This is a genomic window from Bradyrhizobium sp. AUGA SZCCT0182 (assembly GCF_018130185.1).
Taxonomy (GTDB): Bacteria; Pseudomonadota; Alphaproteobacteria; order Rhizobiales; family Xanthobacteraceae; genus Bradyrhizobium.
In genome coordinates, this window is the sequence record NZ_JAFCLY010000047.1 from 39,767 (window position 1) to 55,418 (window position 15,652).

The 15,652-nt window shown below is 63.3% G+C and carries 13 protein-coding genes and 1 pseudogene; 4 read left to right on the forward strand and 10 right to left on the reverse strand.

Annotated features, from left to right (window positions below; translation table 11 throughout):
• Positions 1-7: 7 nt before the first annotated feature.
• The 9 genes from JQ611_RS34090 to JQ611_RS34130 form a co-directional block, all read right to left on the reverse strand.
• On the reverse strand, positions 8-712 hold the full coding sequence (locus JQ611_RS34090) for an ABC transporter ATP-binding protein (protein ID WP_212269164.1): 705 nt from the start codon (positions 710-712) through the stop codon (positions 8-10).
• Positions 705-1,487, reverse strand: a complete 783-nt coding sequence (locus JQ611_RS34095) for an ABC transporter ATP-binding protein (protein WP_212269165.1) — start codon at positions 1,485-1,487, stop codon at positions 705-707. The genes JQ611_RS34090 and JQ611_RS34095 overlap by 8 nt, the downstream gene beginning before the upstream one ends.
• The gene (locus tag JQ611_RS34100; protein WP_212269166.1) at positions 1,487-2,533 is read right to left on the reverse strand and encodes a branched-chain amino acid ABC transporter permease; all 1,047 of its coding nucleotides are present in this window, start codon (positions 2,531-2,533) and stop codon (positions 1,487-1,489) included. The genes JQ611_RS34095 and JQ611_RS34100 overlap by 1 nt, the downstream gene beginning before the upstream one ends.
• On the reverse strand, positions 2,530-3,402 hold the full coding sequence (locus JQ611_RS34105) for a branched-chain amino acid ABC transporter permease (protein WP_212269167.1): 873 nt from the start codon (positions 3,400-3,402) through the stop codon (positions 2,530-2,532). The genes JQ611_RS34100 and JQ611_RS34105 overlap by 4 nt, the downstream gene beginning before the upstream one ends.
• Before the next feature lie 72 nt (positions 3,403-3,474).
• Positions 3,475-4,629: an ABC transporter substrate-binding protein gene (locus JQ611_RS34110; protein ID WP_212467932.1), complete on the reverse strand. Its 1,155-nt coding sequence runs from the start codon at positions 4,627-4,629 to the stop codon at positions 3,475-3,477.
• Between the two features lie 78 nt (positions 4,630-4,707).
• Positions 4,708-5,913, reverse strand: coding sequence for a 2Fe-2S iron-sulfur cluster-binding protein (locus JQ611_RS34115; RefSeq protein WP_212467933.1), 1,206 nt, complete (start codon positions 5,911-5,913; stop codon positions 4,708-4,710).
• Positions 5,910-6,746 (reverse strand): xanthine dehydrogenase family protein subunit M, encoded by an 837-nt coding sequence (locus tag JQ611_RS34120; protein ID WP_212467934.1) that lies wholly within the window; start codon positions 6,744-6,746, stop codon positions 5,910-5,912. Before JQ611_RS34120 ends, JQ611_RS34115 begins: the two co-directional genes overlap by 4 nt.
• Positions 6,743-9,145 carry a xanthine dehydrogenase family protein molybdopterin-binding subunit gene (locus tag JQ611_RS34125; protein WP_212467947.1) on the reverse strand — a complete coding sequence of 801 codons (2,403 nt, stop codon included), beginning with the start codon at positions 9,143-9,145 and terminating at the stop codon, positions 6,743-6,745. Before JQ611_RS34125 ends, JQ611_RS34120 begins: the two co-directional genes overlap by 4 nt.
• Before the next feature lie 17 nt (positions 9,146-9,162).
• Entirely contained in the window at positions 9,163-10,440 is a 1,278-nt protein-coding gene (locus JQ611_RS34130) for an amidohydrolase/deacetylase family metallohydrolase (RefSeq protein ID WP_212467935.1), read from the reverse strand.
• A gap of 338 nt (positions 10,441-10,778) precedes the next feature.
• Here JQ611_RS34130 and JQ611_RS34135 point away from each other — a divergent pair, with 338 nt between their 5' ends.
• The 4 genes and pseudogenes from JQ611_RS34135 (at position 10,779) to JQ611_RS34150 (ending at position 14,147) form a co-directional block, all read left to right on the forward strand.
• Complete coding sequence (locus JQ611_RS34135; protein ID WP_312012324.1) at positions 10,779-11,099, forward strand: MarR family transcriptional regulator; 321 nt, start codon at positions 10,779-10,781, stop codon at positions 11,097-11,099.
• Positions 11,100-11,304: 205 nt separating this feature from the next.
• Positions 11,305-11,889, forward strand: a pseudogene (locus JQ611_RS34140) (M20/M25/M40 family metallo-hydrolase); the annotation flags it as partial.
• A gap of 29 nt (positions 11,890-11,918) precedes the next feature.
• Positions 11,919-12,521 carry a pyridoxamine 5'-phosphate oxidase family protein gene (locus tag JQ611_RS34145; protein WP_212269174.1) on the forward strand — a complete coding sequence of 201 codons (603 nt, stop codon included), beginning with the start codon at positions 11,919-11,921 and terminating at the stop codon, positions 12,519-12,521.
• A 120-nt stretch (positions 12,522-12,641) separates the two neighbouring features.
• Positions 12,642-14,147 carry an ATP-binding protein gene (locus tag JQ611_RS34150; RefSeq protein WP_212269175.1) on the forward strand — a complete coding sequence of 502 codons (1,506 nt, stop codon included), beginning with the start codon at positions 12,642-12,644 and terminating at the stop codon, positions 14,145-14,147.
• Between the two features lie 48 nt (positions 14,148-14,195).
• Here JQ611_RS34150 and JQ611_RS34155 read toward each other — a convergent pair whose 3' ends face one another.
• Positions 14,196-15,386, reverse strand: coding sequence for a CaiB/BaiF CoA-transferase family protein (locus JQ611_RS34155; RefSeq protein ID WP_212269176.1), 1,191 nt, complete (start codon positions 15,384-15,386; stop codon positions 14,196-14,198).
• Positions 15,387-15,652 lie beyond the last annotated feature (266 nt).

Below are 15,652 nucleotides of genomic sequence, written 5' to 3' on the forward strand. Positions count from 1 at the left end.
GTTCTGCTCATCCGCCAAGATAAGCCTTTCGCACGTGCTCGTTCTCGATCATCTCTGCGCCAGGCCCGGAGAGAACGATACGGCCGCCTTCCAGCAAATAGGCGTGGTCGCACATTTCGAGCGCCGCAAACGCGTTCTGCTCCACCAGCAGAACCGTCGTTCCGGCATCGCGGATGCCGCGGATGATCGCAAAAGTCCGCTCGACGATGTTGGGCGCCAGTCCAAGGGAAGGCTCGTCGAACATGATCAGCCGCGGCCGCGACATCAGCGCCCGGCCGATCGCCAGCATTTGCTGCTCACCGCCCGACAAGGTACCGGCAGCCTGCCGCTTGCGGTCGGCAAGCCGCGGAAACTCGCCATAGATCCGGTCGCGGTCCGCCGCGATCTCGGCAGAGCCGGTGCGCAGATAGGCGCCCATGTCGAGATTTTCCTCGACCGTCATATGCGGAAATACGCGCCGCCCTTCCGGACAATGCGCGATTCCTGCGGCCACCACGCGCGGCGGCTTGGCACCCGCAATGTCCTTGCCTTCGAACAGCATCGACCCCGAACGCGGCGCAACCAGTCCGGAGATCGCGCGCAGCGTCGTGCTCTTGCCAGCGCCGTTGGCGCCGATCAGGGCGACGAGCTGCCCGGCCTTGACCTCCAGCGAAATGCCGCGCAGCGCCGTGACGCCGCCATAGCCACAGACCATGTCCCGGATCTCAAGCACGCGCCGCTCCCTGGCCGAGATAGGCTTCGATGACGGCCGCATTGTTCCGGATCATTTCGGGCGGGCCTTCGGCGATGATCCGGCCGTAGTTCAGCACCACGATGCGGTCCGAGACGCTCATCACCATCGGCATGTCGTGCTCGACAAGCAGGATGGTGACACCGCGATCCCTGATGTTACGGATCAGTTGCACGAAGGTGTGGGTTTCCGAGGCGTTCATGCCGGAGACCGGTTCATCGAGCAGCAGCATCGACGGTTCGGCCGCCAACGCCAGCGCCACGCCGACAAGCCGCTGTTCGCCGTAGGACAGCGACCCTGCAAGATCGTTGGCGCGGCGTTCAAGGCCCACCCGTTCGATCAATTCGCTGGCGCGTTCGCGCAAACGGCGCTGGGAAGACCGCGCGCGCGGCAGGCCCAGAATGGCTTCGAGAAGGCCAACCCTGCCCTGGCGATGCAGCCCGACCAGCAAATTGTCGTAAACCGTGTCGTTCGGGAAGACACTGGTGCGCTGGAAGGTGCGGATCAATCCAAGATCGGCGATCTGATGCGGCTTCAGGCCGTTGAGAGCGGTTCCGCGATAGCTCACGGCGCCATGGGTTGGATCCAGAAAGCCCGTGACAACGTTGAACGCCGTGGTCTTGCCGGCGCCGTTGGGCCCGATCAGGCTGACGATCTCGCCTTCGCCGACCGTAAAATTCATGTCCGAGAGTGCGACGAGCCCACCAAAACTCACGGCGACTTGCTCGACTTTCAATGCCGTCGCCGGAGCCGCCATCACGCATGCTCCTTGGCGTCGCGCTTTACGAAGGCAACCGGTGCCACCGCTTCGACCCGGCTCCGCCGTTTCGCAAATCGCTGCGCCAGCGATGGCACGATGCCGCGCGGCAATACAAACAGGATCACGATCAGAACGCCGCCATAGGCGATCCATTGTGCCTCCGGCGCCATGATCGGACGCAGGAACACCGGCAACAGTCCGAAGATCATGCCGCCAACGACAGGACCGGCCAGCGAGCCCTTGCCGCCGGTGATGACCATGATCACCATCGTCACGGTATTGATGAAGGCGAACACCTCGGGATCGATAATGCGGATGTAGTGCGCATAGAGGCTGCCCGCCGCTCCGGCGATCCCCGCCGAGATCACTGCCGCCAGCGTGAGCGTTTTCGTCACGTCGATGCCAACAGACACCGCCAACGTTTCGTTTTCCATCAGCCCGCGCATGGCGCGGCCGAAATGTGAATGGACCAGGCGCGAGATCAGCACATAGGCGATAACCGCGACAGCAAGCACGAGGTAGTAATTCTGCAACTTGGTGCGGAGGGTAAGATCTCCAAGACCCGGCATTCCGATCGTGATCGAAGGAATATTGGTCAGCGCCAGCGGTCCCTGCGTCAGCTCGACCCAGTTGAGGGCCACCAGCCGGACCACTTCGGCGAAGGAAATCGTCACAATCACGAAATATGCGCCGCGAACACGAAACGATAGCAGCCCCACCAGATACCCGCACAAGCCGGCGACGACGATCGCGAGCACAAAGCCGATGATCGGAGGCCAGGGTTCGTGAACAATACGGAAGCCGAAGGGCAAGCCGGCGTCGAAACCAAGCGACGTCAGGGCACTGACGTAAGCGCCAATACCGAAGAACGCGATGTGGCCGAGGCTGAGCTGGCCGGTGAAACCGAGCAGCAGATTGAGGCTCATCGCGCCGATGATGAAGATACCGGTCGTGATCAACGCGTTCATCAGGTACGGATCGCGTAGCCACAGCGGCACGGATGCGAACGCGACGACCGTCAGAATAGCGACCACTGTTCTCATCCGACGCGCTCCGAGCGCGCGAAAAGTCCGGTCGGCTTGAAGATCAGAACCGCAATGATGATCAGGAAGCCCATCGCATCGCGATATCCCGACGAAACGTAGCCGGCGCCCAGCTCTTCCGCCAAGGCCAGGATGAAACCACCAATCACCGCGCCGGTGATGTTGCCGAGCCCGCCAAGGATGACGATCGCGAACGCCTTGACGGCGGCGAGATCGCCCATTTGCGGGAAAATCACGTAGACCGGACCCAGCAGCGCACCGGCCGCGGCCGCCAGGCTCGAACCGATCGCGAAGGTCGAGGTGTAGATCATGTCGACATTGACGCCCATCAGCGAAGCGGTGTCATGATCCTGAAACGTCGCCCGCATTGCGCAGCCGAGTTTTGTCCTGTTGATCAGGAGATAGGTGACGACGATCAGCATGGCTGCTGCGGCGAGCACGAACAGCCGAAGCCAGGACACGGAGACCGGACCGAGCACCAGCGGCGCCTCGGGAAACGGCGTCGTCACCGATTTCGCCACACCGCCCCATATCCACAGGGCGCCGGACTGCATCGCGATCCAGGCGCCGATCATGACAAGCATGGTGGTGTCGATATCGGAGCCGCGCAGCGGCCGCAGCAATATCAGCTCGATCGCCGCGCCAAGCAGCCAGCCGGCCACCACGGCGAGCGGCAGCGCCAGGAAGAAGTTAACCCCGAGCTGATGCACCACGATGAACATGATGTAGGCGCCGAACGTATAAAGCACCCCATGCGTGAAGTTCACGACGTTCATGATGCCGAAGATCAACGTCAGTCCGATACCCAGCAGGGCATAGGTGCCGCCAAGGACCAGCATGTTGATCAGATGTTGCAGAAACTCGCTCAAGGTGGCTCCCAATTATCCGACGCAGCAAGGTCCGCGGGTTCGCCGCGGCCCTTGCCGGTCAGCAATTTGACGTCAAAGTGTCTTCATGCCGATCTTGCCGTCGGTGATTTCGATCAGATAGACGTTGGGCTGGCTCTGGCCGCTTTCCTTGCCAGCCGGGCCGGATTTCCGGAACACGATGTCGCCGTTCAGGCCCTTGATGTTGATGTCCCACATAGCCGCCTTGATCGCCGCGGGCTCCGCCTTGCCCGCCTTCTCGATTGCGGCTGCCACCGTGCGAATGCCGTCATAGCCGCGAAAACTCTCGGTGCAGCCGGCGAAGTCGAACCCGCGCTTTTTCCATTCGGCGATGAAGTAGTTGGTCGCCTCCGGATTCGGCGTCTTGTCGGGGAACCAGGGCAGGAAGGTCGTCAGGTGCATGGTGCCGTTGGCGGCGGCTCCTGCCTGAGCGATGATCTGATCCGGATTCTGTGAGCCGCCAGTGGTGATGATGCGCTTCTTGAGCCCCAGCGCCGCGGCCTGCTTGAAGATCAGCGTCAGTTGGTCCACCGCCGTCGTCACGATGATGGTTTCGGAATCGGTGCCCTTGAGCTTGGAAAGCTGCGCGCTCATATCCTGCGCGCCCTGGTCCATCGTCTCGACGACGCCGACCGTGATCCCCTTTTCCTTCATCATCTTGCTGAAATCCTCGGCAGTGCCGCGTCCCCAGTCGTTGTTGATGATGAGGAAATCGACCTTCTTCAGTTCGAGTTTGTCGACGATCCCCTTGAAGGCGGCAGCCTCGATCGCCGACGGCGGCGAGATACGGAAGACATAGGGATTCCCCGTCGTGGTGATCTTGCCCGACGATGAGGTCTCAACCACCATCGGCACCTCGTACTCCATCAATTTGGGCATCACGGCCAGCGTCAGGCTCGAGCCCCACGCCCCCATCAGGACCGGCACTTTGTCGCTGGTGATCAGTTTTTCGGCGACGGCGGCCGCTTCCGTCGGATTGCTTTTGTTGTCCTCGATGACGAGTTCGATCTTCTTGCCGAGAATGCCGCCCTTGGCGTTGATCTCGTCGGCAGCGATCTTGGCGCCGTTGACGACATAGGTACCGGAAGCAGCGAATGCGCCTGTGAGCGGTTCATTCACCCCGATCTTGATGGTTTGGGCATCGGCGGCGCCACCCAGCAAAGCAGCCGCCAGCGCAATCGCTGGAACAAGTCTGAACGTCCATGTCATATGATTCTCCAATCTGCCGCTGTTAATCCATCCGCAGTCCAAAACTCGCCGCTCCGCACTGTGCGCAACGTCGATCCTTCATGCCGCTCCGTCCTTGTTGGACGAGAAACGACCAAACCAGCGCGCAACCCGCTCGCGCAAAAGACTGAAACCCAGCGTCATTCCGTTCAGGTCGGCCGCAACGGCATCTGCCGGCAAGGTGCCCGACAGCCGGCGGTCGAGATTGCCGGCAAATTCCGCGATCAGTCGCGCCGCGAGATCACGCACCAGCCCTGGCCTTCCGACCTGCGCCAGCATTCCCGTCAGCGTGTATCCGATGGAAAGATCGACTCGCGTCCCCTGTTCGGAAGGCACCAGCCGATAACGAATTTCGCCTTGAGTCGAAGACCGGCTGCGCCGGTCGTTGCCGATGCCGACGATGCGGCCGGACATATCGCCCGGGCTGCGTTCGACACGCGCTGCGCCCGAGAACGTCGCGGCGATCGGGCCGATCCTGACCCGGATTTCACCTTCGACACGCTCCGGCTTCGGTGGCGCCGTCAACGACGCGCCGGCAAGGCAAGCTGCGACAGCCGCGATGTCGCCGAACATCGCAAACACCCGTTCGGGCGGATGCGCGACGCTGAACTGCTGCTCGAGGACAGTGGCGGGGATGAAGTCCGGAATCGAATCGACCGAACTGGATCCCCCGGGCGAGGTTTGTTCGGTTTCGACCGACCGCATGCGTTCAGCGAGATCGGTACCGCGATCCAGGCTTCGGCCCGAGCCGACGGGCCCGAGGATCTTCCGTCCTCCTCCCGGTTCGGGTGGAATGTTGCGTACACGTCGCGCCTCGATCACGGATTGGACCGCCCGCACGATGCCGACATAGCCGGTGCAGCGGCACAGATTGCCGCTCAAGCCCACACGGATCAGGCGCTCGTCGGCTTGCGGCAACCGCAGCACGAGATCGCGCGCGGAGACCAGCATTCCCGGCGTGCAATAGCCGCATTGCAGCGCATGCTCGCGGGTGAAGGCCGAGCGAAGCTCTGACGTAACATCGTCCTCATCGAGGCCTTCGATCGTGGTGACCTCTGCCCCTTCGCAGGCAACGGCATAGGTGATGCACGAGCGCGCCGGCATGCCGTCGAGCAGCACCGTGCACGCGCCGCAGACGCCGTGTTCGCAACCGAGATGCGTCCCGGTCAGGTCGAGCTTTTCGCGGACGAAATCCGCAAGGTTGGTACGAGGCTCTGCGAGAGCCTGCACTGCGCGCCGGTTCACGGAAAGTGCGATCATGTTCATGCGGCGGCCTCGCGGACCGCGCGCTTCAGGACATTCACGTGAATATGGCGATGTGCCGCGTTGGCGACGCCTGCCTTCACCAGCAGGAGATCAGCCACACGCCCGTCGAAGCGCTCCTTGTAGTCGCCGGCAATGCGCCCGCCGAACAATTCCGTCGCATTCGTGATGACGATCGGCGCAGCATCGATCGCGCCGATGACGACGCGGGCGGTTGCGACGCTCGGATCGATCAGGACCGCGCCGATCGCATGCGCGAACTCGCCCGTCTTGCGGCAACTCTTGACGTATCCCCAATGCGCCGATGCCGGCCTCGACGGAACATGGATCGTCTCCACGATCTCACCAACCCGCAGCGCCGATTCCAGCGCGCCGACGATGAACTCCTCCATCGTGACCGTACGGGCGCCAGCAAGGCTTCGCAGCGTCAGTTTCGCGCCCAGCGCCGAGAGCGCGGAAACCCAGTCTGCCGCAGGATCGGCATGGCTGAGGGATCCGCCAACCGTGCCGCGATTTCGAACCGCGCGGTAGGCGATGTTACCGGCAACGCCCTGCATGGCGCCACGCGTAACATCGGGAACGCGTCCATCCTCGATGTCAGCGTGGGTGACACAGGCCCCGAGCACGAGTTCGTCGCCGCGGCGCTCGACCTGCTTGAGCTCGTCAAGCCCGGAGATGTCGACGATCATCTGCGGCTCCACGAGCCGCAGATTGAGCATCGGACCCAGCGATTGGCCACCGGCGATGATCTTGGTGGAAACTTCGGCCCCGCCCAACAGGGCGAGTGCCGCCTGCAGATCGCGCGGGCGTTCATAGCCGAAGGAAGCCGGTTTCATGCCGCCGGCCTTTCTGCGTCGCGCGCCGCCAGAATCGCCTCGACGACTCGGTAAGGCGTAACGGGTGATTGCATCAGTTCGGCACCAAGCGGCCGCAGTGCATCGTTAAGGGCGTTGACGATCGCAGCGGGCGGAGCGATCGCACCACCCTCGCCGATTCCCTTCACACCGAACTGCGTATAGGGCGACGGCGTCTCCATATGATCGAGACGCGCCGCAGGCACTTCGGTCGGACCGGGCAACAGATAATCCGCTAACGTCGTCGCCAGCGGCTGCCCCGCCGCATCGAACGGCATCTCCTCGTACAGCGCGGTGCCGATGCCCTGGGCCAAGCCGCCATAGATCTGGCCGTCCACCACCATCGGATTGACGAGAACGCCGCCGTCCTCGACGATGACGTAATCGAGGATTTCGATCTCGCCGAGATCGGGATCGACCGCGACCACCGCGGCATGCGCGGCATAGCTGAAAGTTCCGGAATCGCGCTGCGGCTTGTAGCCGGATGTGACCTCAAGCCCGCCCGCATCGACATCGGGCGGCAGATCCTGCGGACGGCGATACCAGGTGTGCGCGATTTCCTTCAAGGTAACGCTACCGTTGACGCCCTGAACCTCGCCGTTCTGCAGCACCACCGCCGCTGGATCATGCTGCAGCAGCTTGGCGCCGATGCGTTTGGCGCGCTCTCCCAATTCGCGGCACGCGGTTGCGACCGCGCCGCCTGCCATCACCATCGAACGCGAGCCCCAGGTGCCAGTGGAGTACGGCGTCATCGCGGTGTCGCCAAGGATGATGCGCACCCTCGCGACATCGACGCCCAGCATCTCGTGCGCGACCTGGGCGAGCGTCGTCTCCATGCCCTGCCCATGCGAATGCACGCCGACCCGCAGTTCGAGGCCACCGTCCGGCGTTAGCCGCGCGGACGCCTGCTCGTGACCGGGCACCATCGGAATGCCCCAGCCGGCATAGACCGACGTCCCGTGCGCGGCCTGTTCGCAATAGATGGAAACGCCGACGCCGATCAGGCGGCCGTCGGCTTCGCCCTTGCGCTGACGTGCGCGCACGCCCTCGACGTCGATAGACGCCAGGGCGCGGCGCATCGCTTCGGGATAATCGCCGCTGTCGAAGTGCTTTTTGGTGATGTTGTCGAACGGCATCTGCTCGGGCCGCACCAGATTGCGCAGGCGCACTTCGCCGGGCTCCAGCCCCGCCTCCGCCGCGACCAGATCGAGCATCAGCTCCAGCGCGAAACAAACGCCGGTGCGGGCCACGCCGCGATAAGGCAGGATCGGACATTTGTTGGTGGCGACCGAAAAGGTTCGGCAGCGATAGGCCGGCATCAAATAAGGGCCAGGCAGGATGCTGGCGACTTGCGCCGCCTCAAGGCACGCCGAGAACGGATAGGAGGAGTAAGCGCCGGAATCGACGGTCGCTTCGCAATCGATGCCGCGCAGCCGCCCGTCGCGATCGGCATAGACGGTGATCTTGTAATGGTGTTCGCGGCAGTTGGAGCTGGCAGTGAGATGTTCGCGGCGATCCTCCGTCCAGCGCACCGGATGGCCACAACGCATCGTCAGCCACGAAAGGCAGACTTCTTCCGGCAGCAGGATTCCCTTGTGCCCGAAGCCACCGCCGACATCTGGCGAAATGACGCGAATTTGGCCCTGCTCCATGCCGAGACATTCGGCCAGACCGCTGCGCGTGATATGCGGCATCTGGGCGGCGGAATAGAGCGTGAGTTGATCGAGGCGATGATCGAAGGTCGCGACGACGCCGCGCCCCTCGAGTGGCGACATGCACTGCCGCGCGGTCGATATCTCCCGCGACACCTTAATCGGCGCATCTAGTGCGGACGAGATGTCCACTTCGAAGTTGGTTTCGAGGAAGACGTTGTCGCCCCAATGCTCATGTACCAGGGCCGAACCCGGTTCCCGCGCCTTGCGCATGTTATAGACGGCGGGAAGCTGCTCGAGATCAAGCATCACCGCCGCCGCAATGTCTTCGGCTTCGGCACGCGTCGGAGCGACGCACATCGCAACCAGTTCGCCGACCTGACGCACCTTGCCGGCGGCGAGTACCGGTTGCTCCGAGATCTTGAAGCCCGGCAGCGCTGACACGGCACGGATCGGATTGACGCCGACCAGATCGGCCGCGGTGAAGACGCTGGCGCGATGCTGCTCCGGCACCCGTACTCCTCGGATCCGCGCATGCGCCAAAGGACTGCGCACAAACGCAACATCCTGGAGCCCGGCGAGACGAATGTCAGCCACAAACCGCCCGCGGCCACGCATCAGGCGGTCGTCTTCCTTGCGCGGCAGCCGCGCGCCGACGCCTTGTCCGGCGCCCGCACCGTCCGCGGAGGGAAAATCGCGCTCATTGCGCACTGTGGCGTTCTCCTCGATCGGCTGACGCTGCCGCGTTACGCCGCAACCGCCTGAGGCAGAATTGGCGCGATCGCGTCATATCGCGTACCGGCACGTAGACAGAACGCGGGCTGCAGCAGGCGTTCGGCGATGACTTCGTTCTTCTCGTTGTCAGAAAGGACAAATCGTCCGGTACGCTGTCCAATGACCGAGACGTCCGCATCCCTGCCGACCTTGAGGGCTCCGATTTCGTCAGCACGGCCGAGCATCTTGGCCGGGCTCGAGGTGACCATCGGCACAATCTGTTCGAGCGTGAGGCCGAGCGCCATCATCGAGCTCATCGCCTGGACCAGGCTGAACTTGGCCTGACCCGCAAACGGATGATTCTCGTCATCCTCGTGCTGGTCCGGCGTGCCGGCAGGCTGAGGCACGTGGGTATTGTAGCCGTGAATGTCCGCTCCGAGCGTCGTCGGAATAATGCCGGCGGCAATCGCCTTCTTGGCGAGACGATAGGAGAAGTGGCTGCCGTGACCGACATCGACCTTCAAGCCGCGATCCAGCGCCGCCTCGATCACGGGATGCACTTCACCCTCACGGTTGACGAAACCGCCGGGATGGCGCGTAAACGGATGCGCCAGCACGTCGCCCTCGCGCAGCAAGGGGATTACGCGCTCCAGAATGGTGTCGACGTTTTCGCCGTTGGTGCCGCTCTCGGGCAGGCCCCAAAGCTGACCGAAATGCACATAGACCGGCAGATCGGCGCGGCGCCCGATCTCGGACGCCATCTCGATGACGCGAATGCCCCAGCGCGCGAAACCACCGATCTCGGCATGAGCCTTGATGCCGCGAACGATGTCGAGATTGGACGTGGCCGACTTCACCGTGGCGTCGATGTCGACGCCATCGGGGCTGTAGAGCTTGGGATAGTAATGACCCTCGAGCCCGCCCACCAGATAGGCCGACAGGAACGCATAAACGCGCGACTTCGCCGGCTCGGCGACGAAGTGCCGGAAGCCCGGCAACGTCATGCATGACGGACCACCCTGATCGACCAACGTCGTCACGCCGGACTGCACGCCCACCATATCGGCATTCATGCCGAAGCGGCCGGTGACGTATTGATAGACATGTGCGTGCGTGTCGATGAGACCCGGCAATACCAGCTTGCCGGTCACGTCGATCACCTCTCTGGCGCTGGTCGGCAGGATATCGGGCTGCACGGCCGCGATCTTGCCACTGCGAATGGCGACGTCCCGGATGCCATCGATGCCTGAGGCCGGGCAGATCACCCGGCCGCCGCGCAGAAGCTGGTCGAAGCTGGCGCTGATAGACATAGCGATCTCCTGTGTTTCGGCCGGCGGAGTTCATCCCCGCTCTCCTGTCGAGATACGAAGCATACTTCGTATTTTACAAAAGCAAAGCGCATGCCATGATTAATCATGGCGCCGGCGCTCGAATCGGATAACCCGCGCCGGGTGCCGGGGGCTGGGAGAGTGCGTTGCAAAAAGCAAAAAGGCGTCGCGTCGAGACCAAACACCGACCGTGGCCGTTGTCACAGCGACCGGGATTTCTGATCCGGCGGCTGCATCAGATCCATGTCGCCCTGTTCCAGGAAGCGTGCGGCGAGTTCGAGATCACACCGCTGCAATACAGCCTGCTTTCGGCGCTTGCGGTGCGGAAAACCGCCGATCAGACCACATTGGCGGCCGATATCGCGCTGGATCGGACGACGACGACCGGAGCGCTGAAGCGACTGGCGGCCCGCAATTTTGTCGAGCGAGCCATTAATGACGAAGACCGCCGCGCCCGGCTCTGCAAATTGACCCCGGCGGGAACGACGCTCCTGGCAAAAATCGAGGCCTCGGCCCGGGCCGCACACCGCGCCACACTCGACAATTTGAGTGAACGGGAGCAAGTCGCATTCGTCGAGATGATGCAGCGTATCGTGGCGGCACACTCCGATCATGACAGCGCCTCTGCCATATTCGATTGAGCGTCACGGCGTCATCTGCTGACTTTTTAGTTTGATCTGCATAATTTGTAGTCACCTTAGACCGTCGCGAGCCTCATTACGCCCCGTTGGCCGCGGGCCACAAGGACAGCCGGCGCAAGAAGCAGCAGAGCACCTTCAAGCCTCGCCAATGAAAAGATCGCGCAGGTCGCGATCAATCCCCATCCCACTTCCGCCATTCGATGGGCTCGCCGCTTATCACCTGATCCAGGCCCTCGAAGGACTGGAGGCCGAGTGGAACGAGCGCGCCAGGAGCCATCGCTTTTTCGGCAAGGTCAAGCATCCGCTCAATTTCAATCCCGGCATCATCAAGAGCGGCGACTGGGCCTCGAGCGTTCCGGCCTGGTGCGACGTCGATTGCCGTATCGGCATCCTGCCCGGCTGGACGATCGCCGATTGCCAGGCCGAGATCGTCGCCTGCGTCGCGAAGGCCGCCAGGACCCATCCGTTCCTTGCCGATAACGCGCCTGAGGTCGTCTGGTCGGGCTTCCTGTCGCCGGGTTATGAGGTGACCGGCGCGCAGGACAGCGAGGCGGTGCTATCAGCGGCGTATGAGGCCGTGTTCGGTGGCCCGCTCGAGGACGCCTGTTTCACCGGCCTCACCGACACACGCTTCTACGGGCTCGATTACGATGTCCCCGCATTCTGCTTCGGCGCCAGGATGGAAAACGCGCACGGTTTCGACGAGCGGGTAGAACTCGAATCCGTGAAGAAGGTCACCAAGACGCTGGCGCTGTTCATCGCGGGTTGGTGCGGTGTCGAGGTGACGTAAAAACGCAACAAGACAGGAGGAGGTCTGCCATGGAGAGCAACGGCGCGGGCGGCAAGCCCTTGGTCCGGACGCCAGAAGATCTGCGTGCGCATTTCGGGCAGCTAAGCCCGCTCGCCGAGAAGAAGGTCCTGTACCATCTCGACAAGTTCTGTCGCGAATTCATCGCGCTCTCCCCGTTCCTGGTCCTCGCATCGAGCGATGGCAAGGGCAACGCCGACGCGAGCCCGCGCGGTGACGCGCCGGGCTTCGTCGCGGTGCTCGACGACAAATCGCTGCTGATCCCGGACCGCCGCGGCAACAACCGGGTCGACACGTTCGGCAACATCCTGGCCTCGCCAGGTATCGGCCTGATTTTCCTGGTGCCGGGCATCAAGGAAACGCTGCGCATCAACGGCAAGGCGGAGATCACCCAGGATCCGGCCCTGCTGACGCCGCTGGCGGTGCAAAACGTCGTGCCGATCATCGGGCTCAAGGTCCATGTCGATGAATGCTATTTCCATTGCGGCAAGGCGCTGATGCGCTCGAAATTGTGGGATCCCAAGGCCCAGGTCGAACGCTACAGTTTATTGGGTTTCGCGTTGTCCAGAGCGACATCGAATCGCGTGGGCCACGATGACGGTCTTTTCCAATAGTGCACGACCATGCCAGCGTTCGACCAGCCGTGGAGAACGTGAGCAACCGGCCAATGGGCGCTCGACGGGCTGCGGTCGGGTTGTTAAGCCCGCCTCCGCAGGGAGACTTTGAGTCGAGACATGACCGTTGCGATCGAGATGGGCCACACAACGGCAGGCGCCCCGGCTAACCTGGACCTTGAGGAACTGCTGGCGACGCGCCTGCTGGTGCAGGGCAATTCCGGCTCGGGCAAATCCCATCTGCTGCGCCGGTTGCTGGAACAGAGCGCCCCCTGGGTGCAGCAGACCATCATCGACCCCGAAGGCGACTTTGTTGCGCTTGCCGACCGTTTCGGCCACCTCCTGATCGATGCCCAGGACCATACCGAGCGGGGCCTGCAGGTCGCCGGCGAGCGAGCGCGCATACATCGCGTCTCCACGGTGCTCAATCTCGAGGGGCTCGACGCCGAGAACCAGATGCGGCGCGCCGCCGCCTTCCTCGGCGGGCTTTTCGAGGCCGCCCGCGACCACTGGTATCCGATGCTGGTGGTGGTGGATGAGGCGCAGCTGTTCGCGCCGGCCGTCGCCGGCGAGGTTTCGGACGAGGCGCGCAAACTCTCGCTCGGCGCCATGACGAACCTGATGTGCCGTGGCCGCAAACGCGGGCTTGCGGGAATCATCGCCACCCAGCGACTGGCAAAACTCGCCAAGAACGTCGCGGCCGAGGCGTCCAATTTCCTCATGGGGCGAACCTTTCTGGATATCGACATGGCGCGCGCTGCTGACCTGCTGGGCATGGAGCGGCGACAGGCAGAGGCCTTCCGGGATCTGGAGCGCGGCCAATTCATGGCGCTGGGGCCGGCCCTGTCCCGCCGTCCGCTGGGGCTGCGCATTGGTCCGACGGATACAACGCCGCGCAACGCGACCCCGCGCCTGATGCCTCTGCCGGAAGCGACACCGGACGCACGCGCCATCATCCTGGCAGCACCGCCGCCCGAGCATAATCGGCCCCAGCGCCGGTCGCCACCCGACCTCCTCGGCCAGCTCATGGCGGCGAAGTCAGCGGCGCTGGAGATCCGTCCCGAATCGGTGGAGCAGCCGCTTAGCGCCGAGGCACTGGCGGAGCGGCATGAGCGCGTGGACCGCATTCTGCGCGCCGTCATGGCCGAACCCGACGCCGGGTTCCGTGCCATCGGCGTCCTCTATCAGGAGTTCGTTGTCCGCTGCCGAATAGAGGGCCTCGGTTCGGCTGTGCCGGACCTGGGTGACTTCCGTCGCATGCTGACGCGCGCCCGCGCCGGGCTCGGCTCCGATATGGCTGACGATGACGGCTGGGAGGATGTCTCGGTCCGCGCCTCCCTTCTGCCGGAGGATATGCAGGGCGTCTTCATGATGATCGCCCGCGCCGCGAAGGAAGGTTGGCCCTGCCCGGGTGATGCAGCGATTGCCCGCGCCTATGGCTCGCATTCGTTGCGCCGTGCACGGCGTCTGCTGACCTACATCGAGGAGCAGGGCCTCATCGTTTGCCAGCTCGACGGTGCAGGTCGGCGGATTGTGACGCTCGTCGAACTGGCCTGGGCGACGGCACCGGGCGACCCCAATGCCGAGGAACTGCCGGCGGAGCAAGGCTGCAGCCCGGCTCTATGATGTGACGGTCAAGCGCACACTCAGAAGATACCAAACCGTGGTGATCACTTAAATCACGCCGGAGACCCGTAAATCTTCGATCTCTTCGCTGCTTAGTTCGAGCAGACCTTTGTAGATATCCTCGTTTTGGGCACCCAGACCCGCGCCAAGCCAGCGGATCTCACCGGGCGTTTCCGACAGCCGTGGTACGACGCCGGGAACCGCGATCTCGCCGGCGCGCGAGTCCGTCATTTGGATGTTACCCCGGGCGCGGTATTGCGGGTCTTCGAAAATATCCGCGATGCTGAAGATCAGACTGGCCGGCACGCCTCCCTTCGAACAAAGCGCAAGGACGCTGTCGAGGTCGCGCGAGGCGACCCATTCGGCGACGATGCGGTTGACCTCGTCGCGGGCCGCCAGCCGCAGCGTCTGTGGACCATATCGTTCCGCCGAGGCCAGTTCCGGTTGCCCCATCGCTTCCGCGAGCCGCGCGAACATCTGATCACTGGTGCAGGCGATCGCGATCCATTTGCCGTCCTCGGTCTGGTAGTGGCTGTGCGGGCAGACATTGACCGCGTCCGCGCCCATCCGCTCGCGCACATAGCCGAACTTCTGATAGGCAGGCGCGATCTCGTCGAGCACGCGAAACACCGATTCGTACAGGGCGAGATCGACGCATTGCCCCTCGCCGGTAGCCTCGCGGGCCCGCAGCGCAACCAGTGCGCCGATGGCGCCGTACATGCCCGACATGTAATCGGCCAGCGAGGTCGATCCTGGAACAACGGGAATACCGCCGGGCTCGCCGGCAAGATAGGTCAGGCCGGAAAACGCGTGCGCGATGCGGGCAAAGCCCGGCTGCGTCCGCATCGGTCCATCCTGCCCGTAGGCCGAGATGCGCACCAGGATCGCACCGGGATTGATCTTCTTGAGTTCCTCATAGCCGAGTCCCCATTTTTCCAAGGTGCCGGGCCGAAAATTCTCGACGATGATGTCGCATTTCGCGGCGAGGCGCTTCAGCAGTTCCCGCCCGCGCTCGGTCCCGAGATTCAGCGTGACGCATTTCTTGTTGCGGGCTTCGGAGAGCCAAACCAGCGTATCGCCGCATTCGGTATTGGTTCCAAGACGCCGAAGCGAGTCGCCGGTCTTTGGTGGCTCGATCTTGATAACCTCGGCACCGAATTCACCGAGAATGGTGGCGCAATGCGGCCCCGCGATGAACGTGCCGAGGTCGAGGACCCGGATCCCCTCAAGTGCGCTCACGGCTTTCCCCCGATGCTGGCTGCCCGATCGAGCAGTTTCCTGGCCAACTTGATGTGCATGAGAGCGGTCATCTCACCGCTCTTGGTCCTTGAGCGCCCCGCGCCCTTCGCGTTCGGCCGCCGCCATCGCTTCAATGACCTCGTTGGCCCAGGCAATCTGTCCGGCGGTTGGCGTCAGCACCTTGTCGCTCCATCCATCATGGGGGCGCCGGAGAAGGGATAATTTTGATTTCTCGACAGCTTACATTACTCTTCAAAATTTCTCCA

Bases quoted from the DNA above. Each gene is read 5' to 3' on its own strand.
- JQ611_RS34095 (WP_212269165.1), bottom strand. From the start codon at position 1,487: ATGGCGGCTCCGGCGACGGCATTGAAAGTCGAGCAAGTCGCCGTGAGT.
- JQ611_RS34115 (WP_212467933.1), bottom strand. From the start codon at position 5,913: ATGAACATGATCGCACTTTCCGTGAACCGGCGCGCAGTGCAGGCTCTC.
- JQ611_RS34145 (WP_212269174.1), top strand. From the start codon at position 11,919: ATGGAGAGCAACGGCGCGGGCGGCAAGCCCTTGGTCCGGACGCCAGAA.
- JQ611_RS34130 (WP_212467935.1), bottom strand. From the start codon at position 10,440: ATGTCTATCAGCGCCAGCTTCGACCAGCTTCTGCGCGGCGGCCGGGTG.
- JQ611_RS34110 (WP_212467932.1), bottom strand. From the start codon at position 4,629: ATGACATGGACGTTCAGACTTGTTCCAGCGATTGCGCTGGCGGCTGCT.
- JQ611_RS34150 (WP_212269175.1), top strand. From the start codon at position 12,642: ATGACCGTTGCGATCGAGATGGGCCACACAACGGCAGGCGCCCCGGCT.
- JQ611_RS34100 (WP_212269166.1), bottom strand. From the start codon at position 2,533: ATGAGAACAGTGGTCGCTATTCTGACGGTCGTCGCGTTCGCATCCGTG.
- JQ611_RS34120 (WP_212467934.1), bottom strand. From the start codon at position 6,746: ATGAAACCGGCTTCCTTCGGCTATGAACGCCCGCGCGATCTGCAGGCG.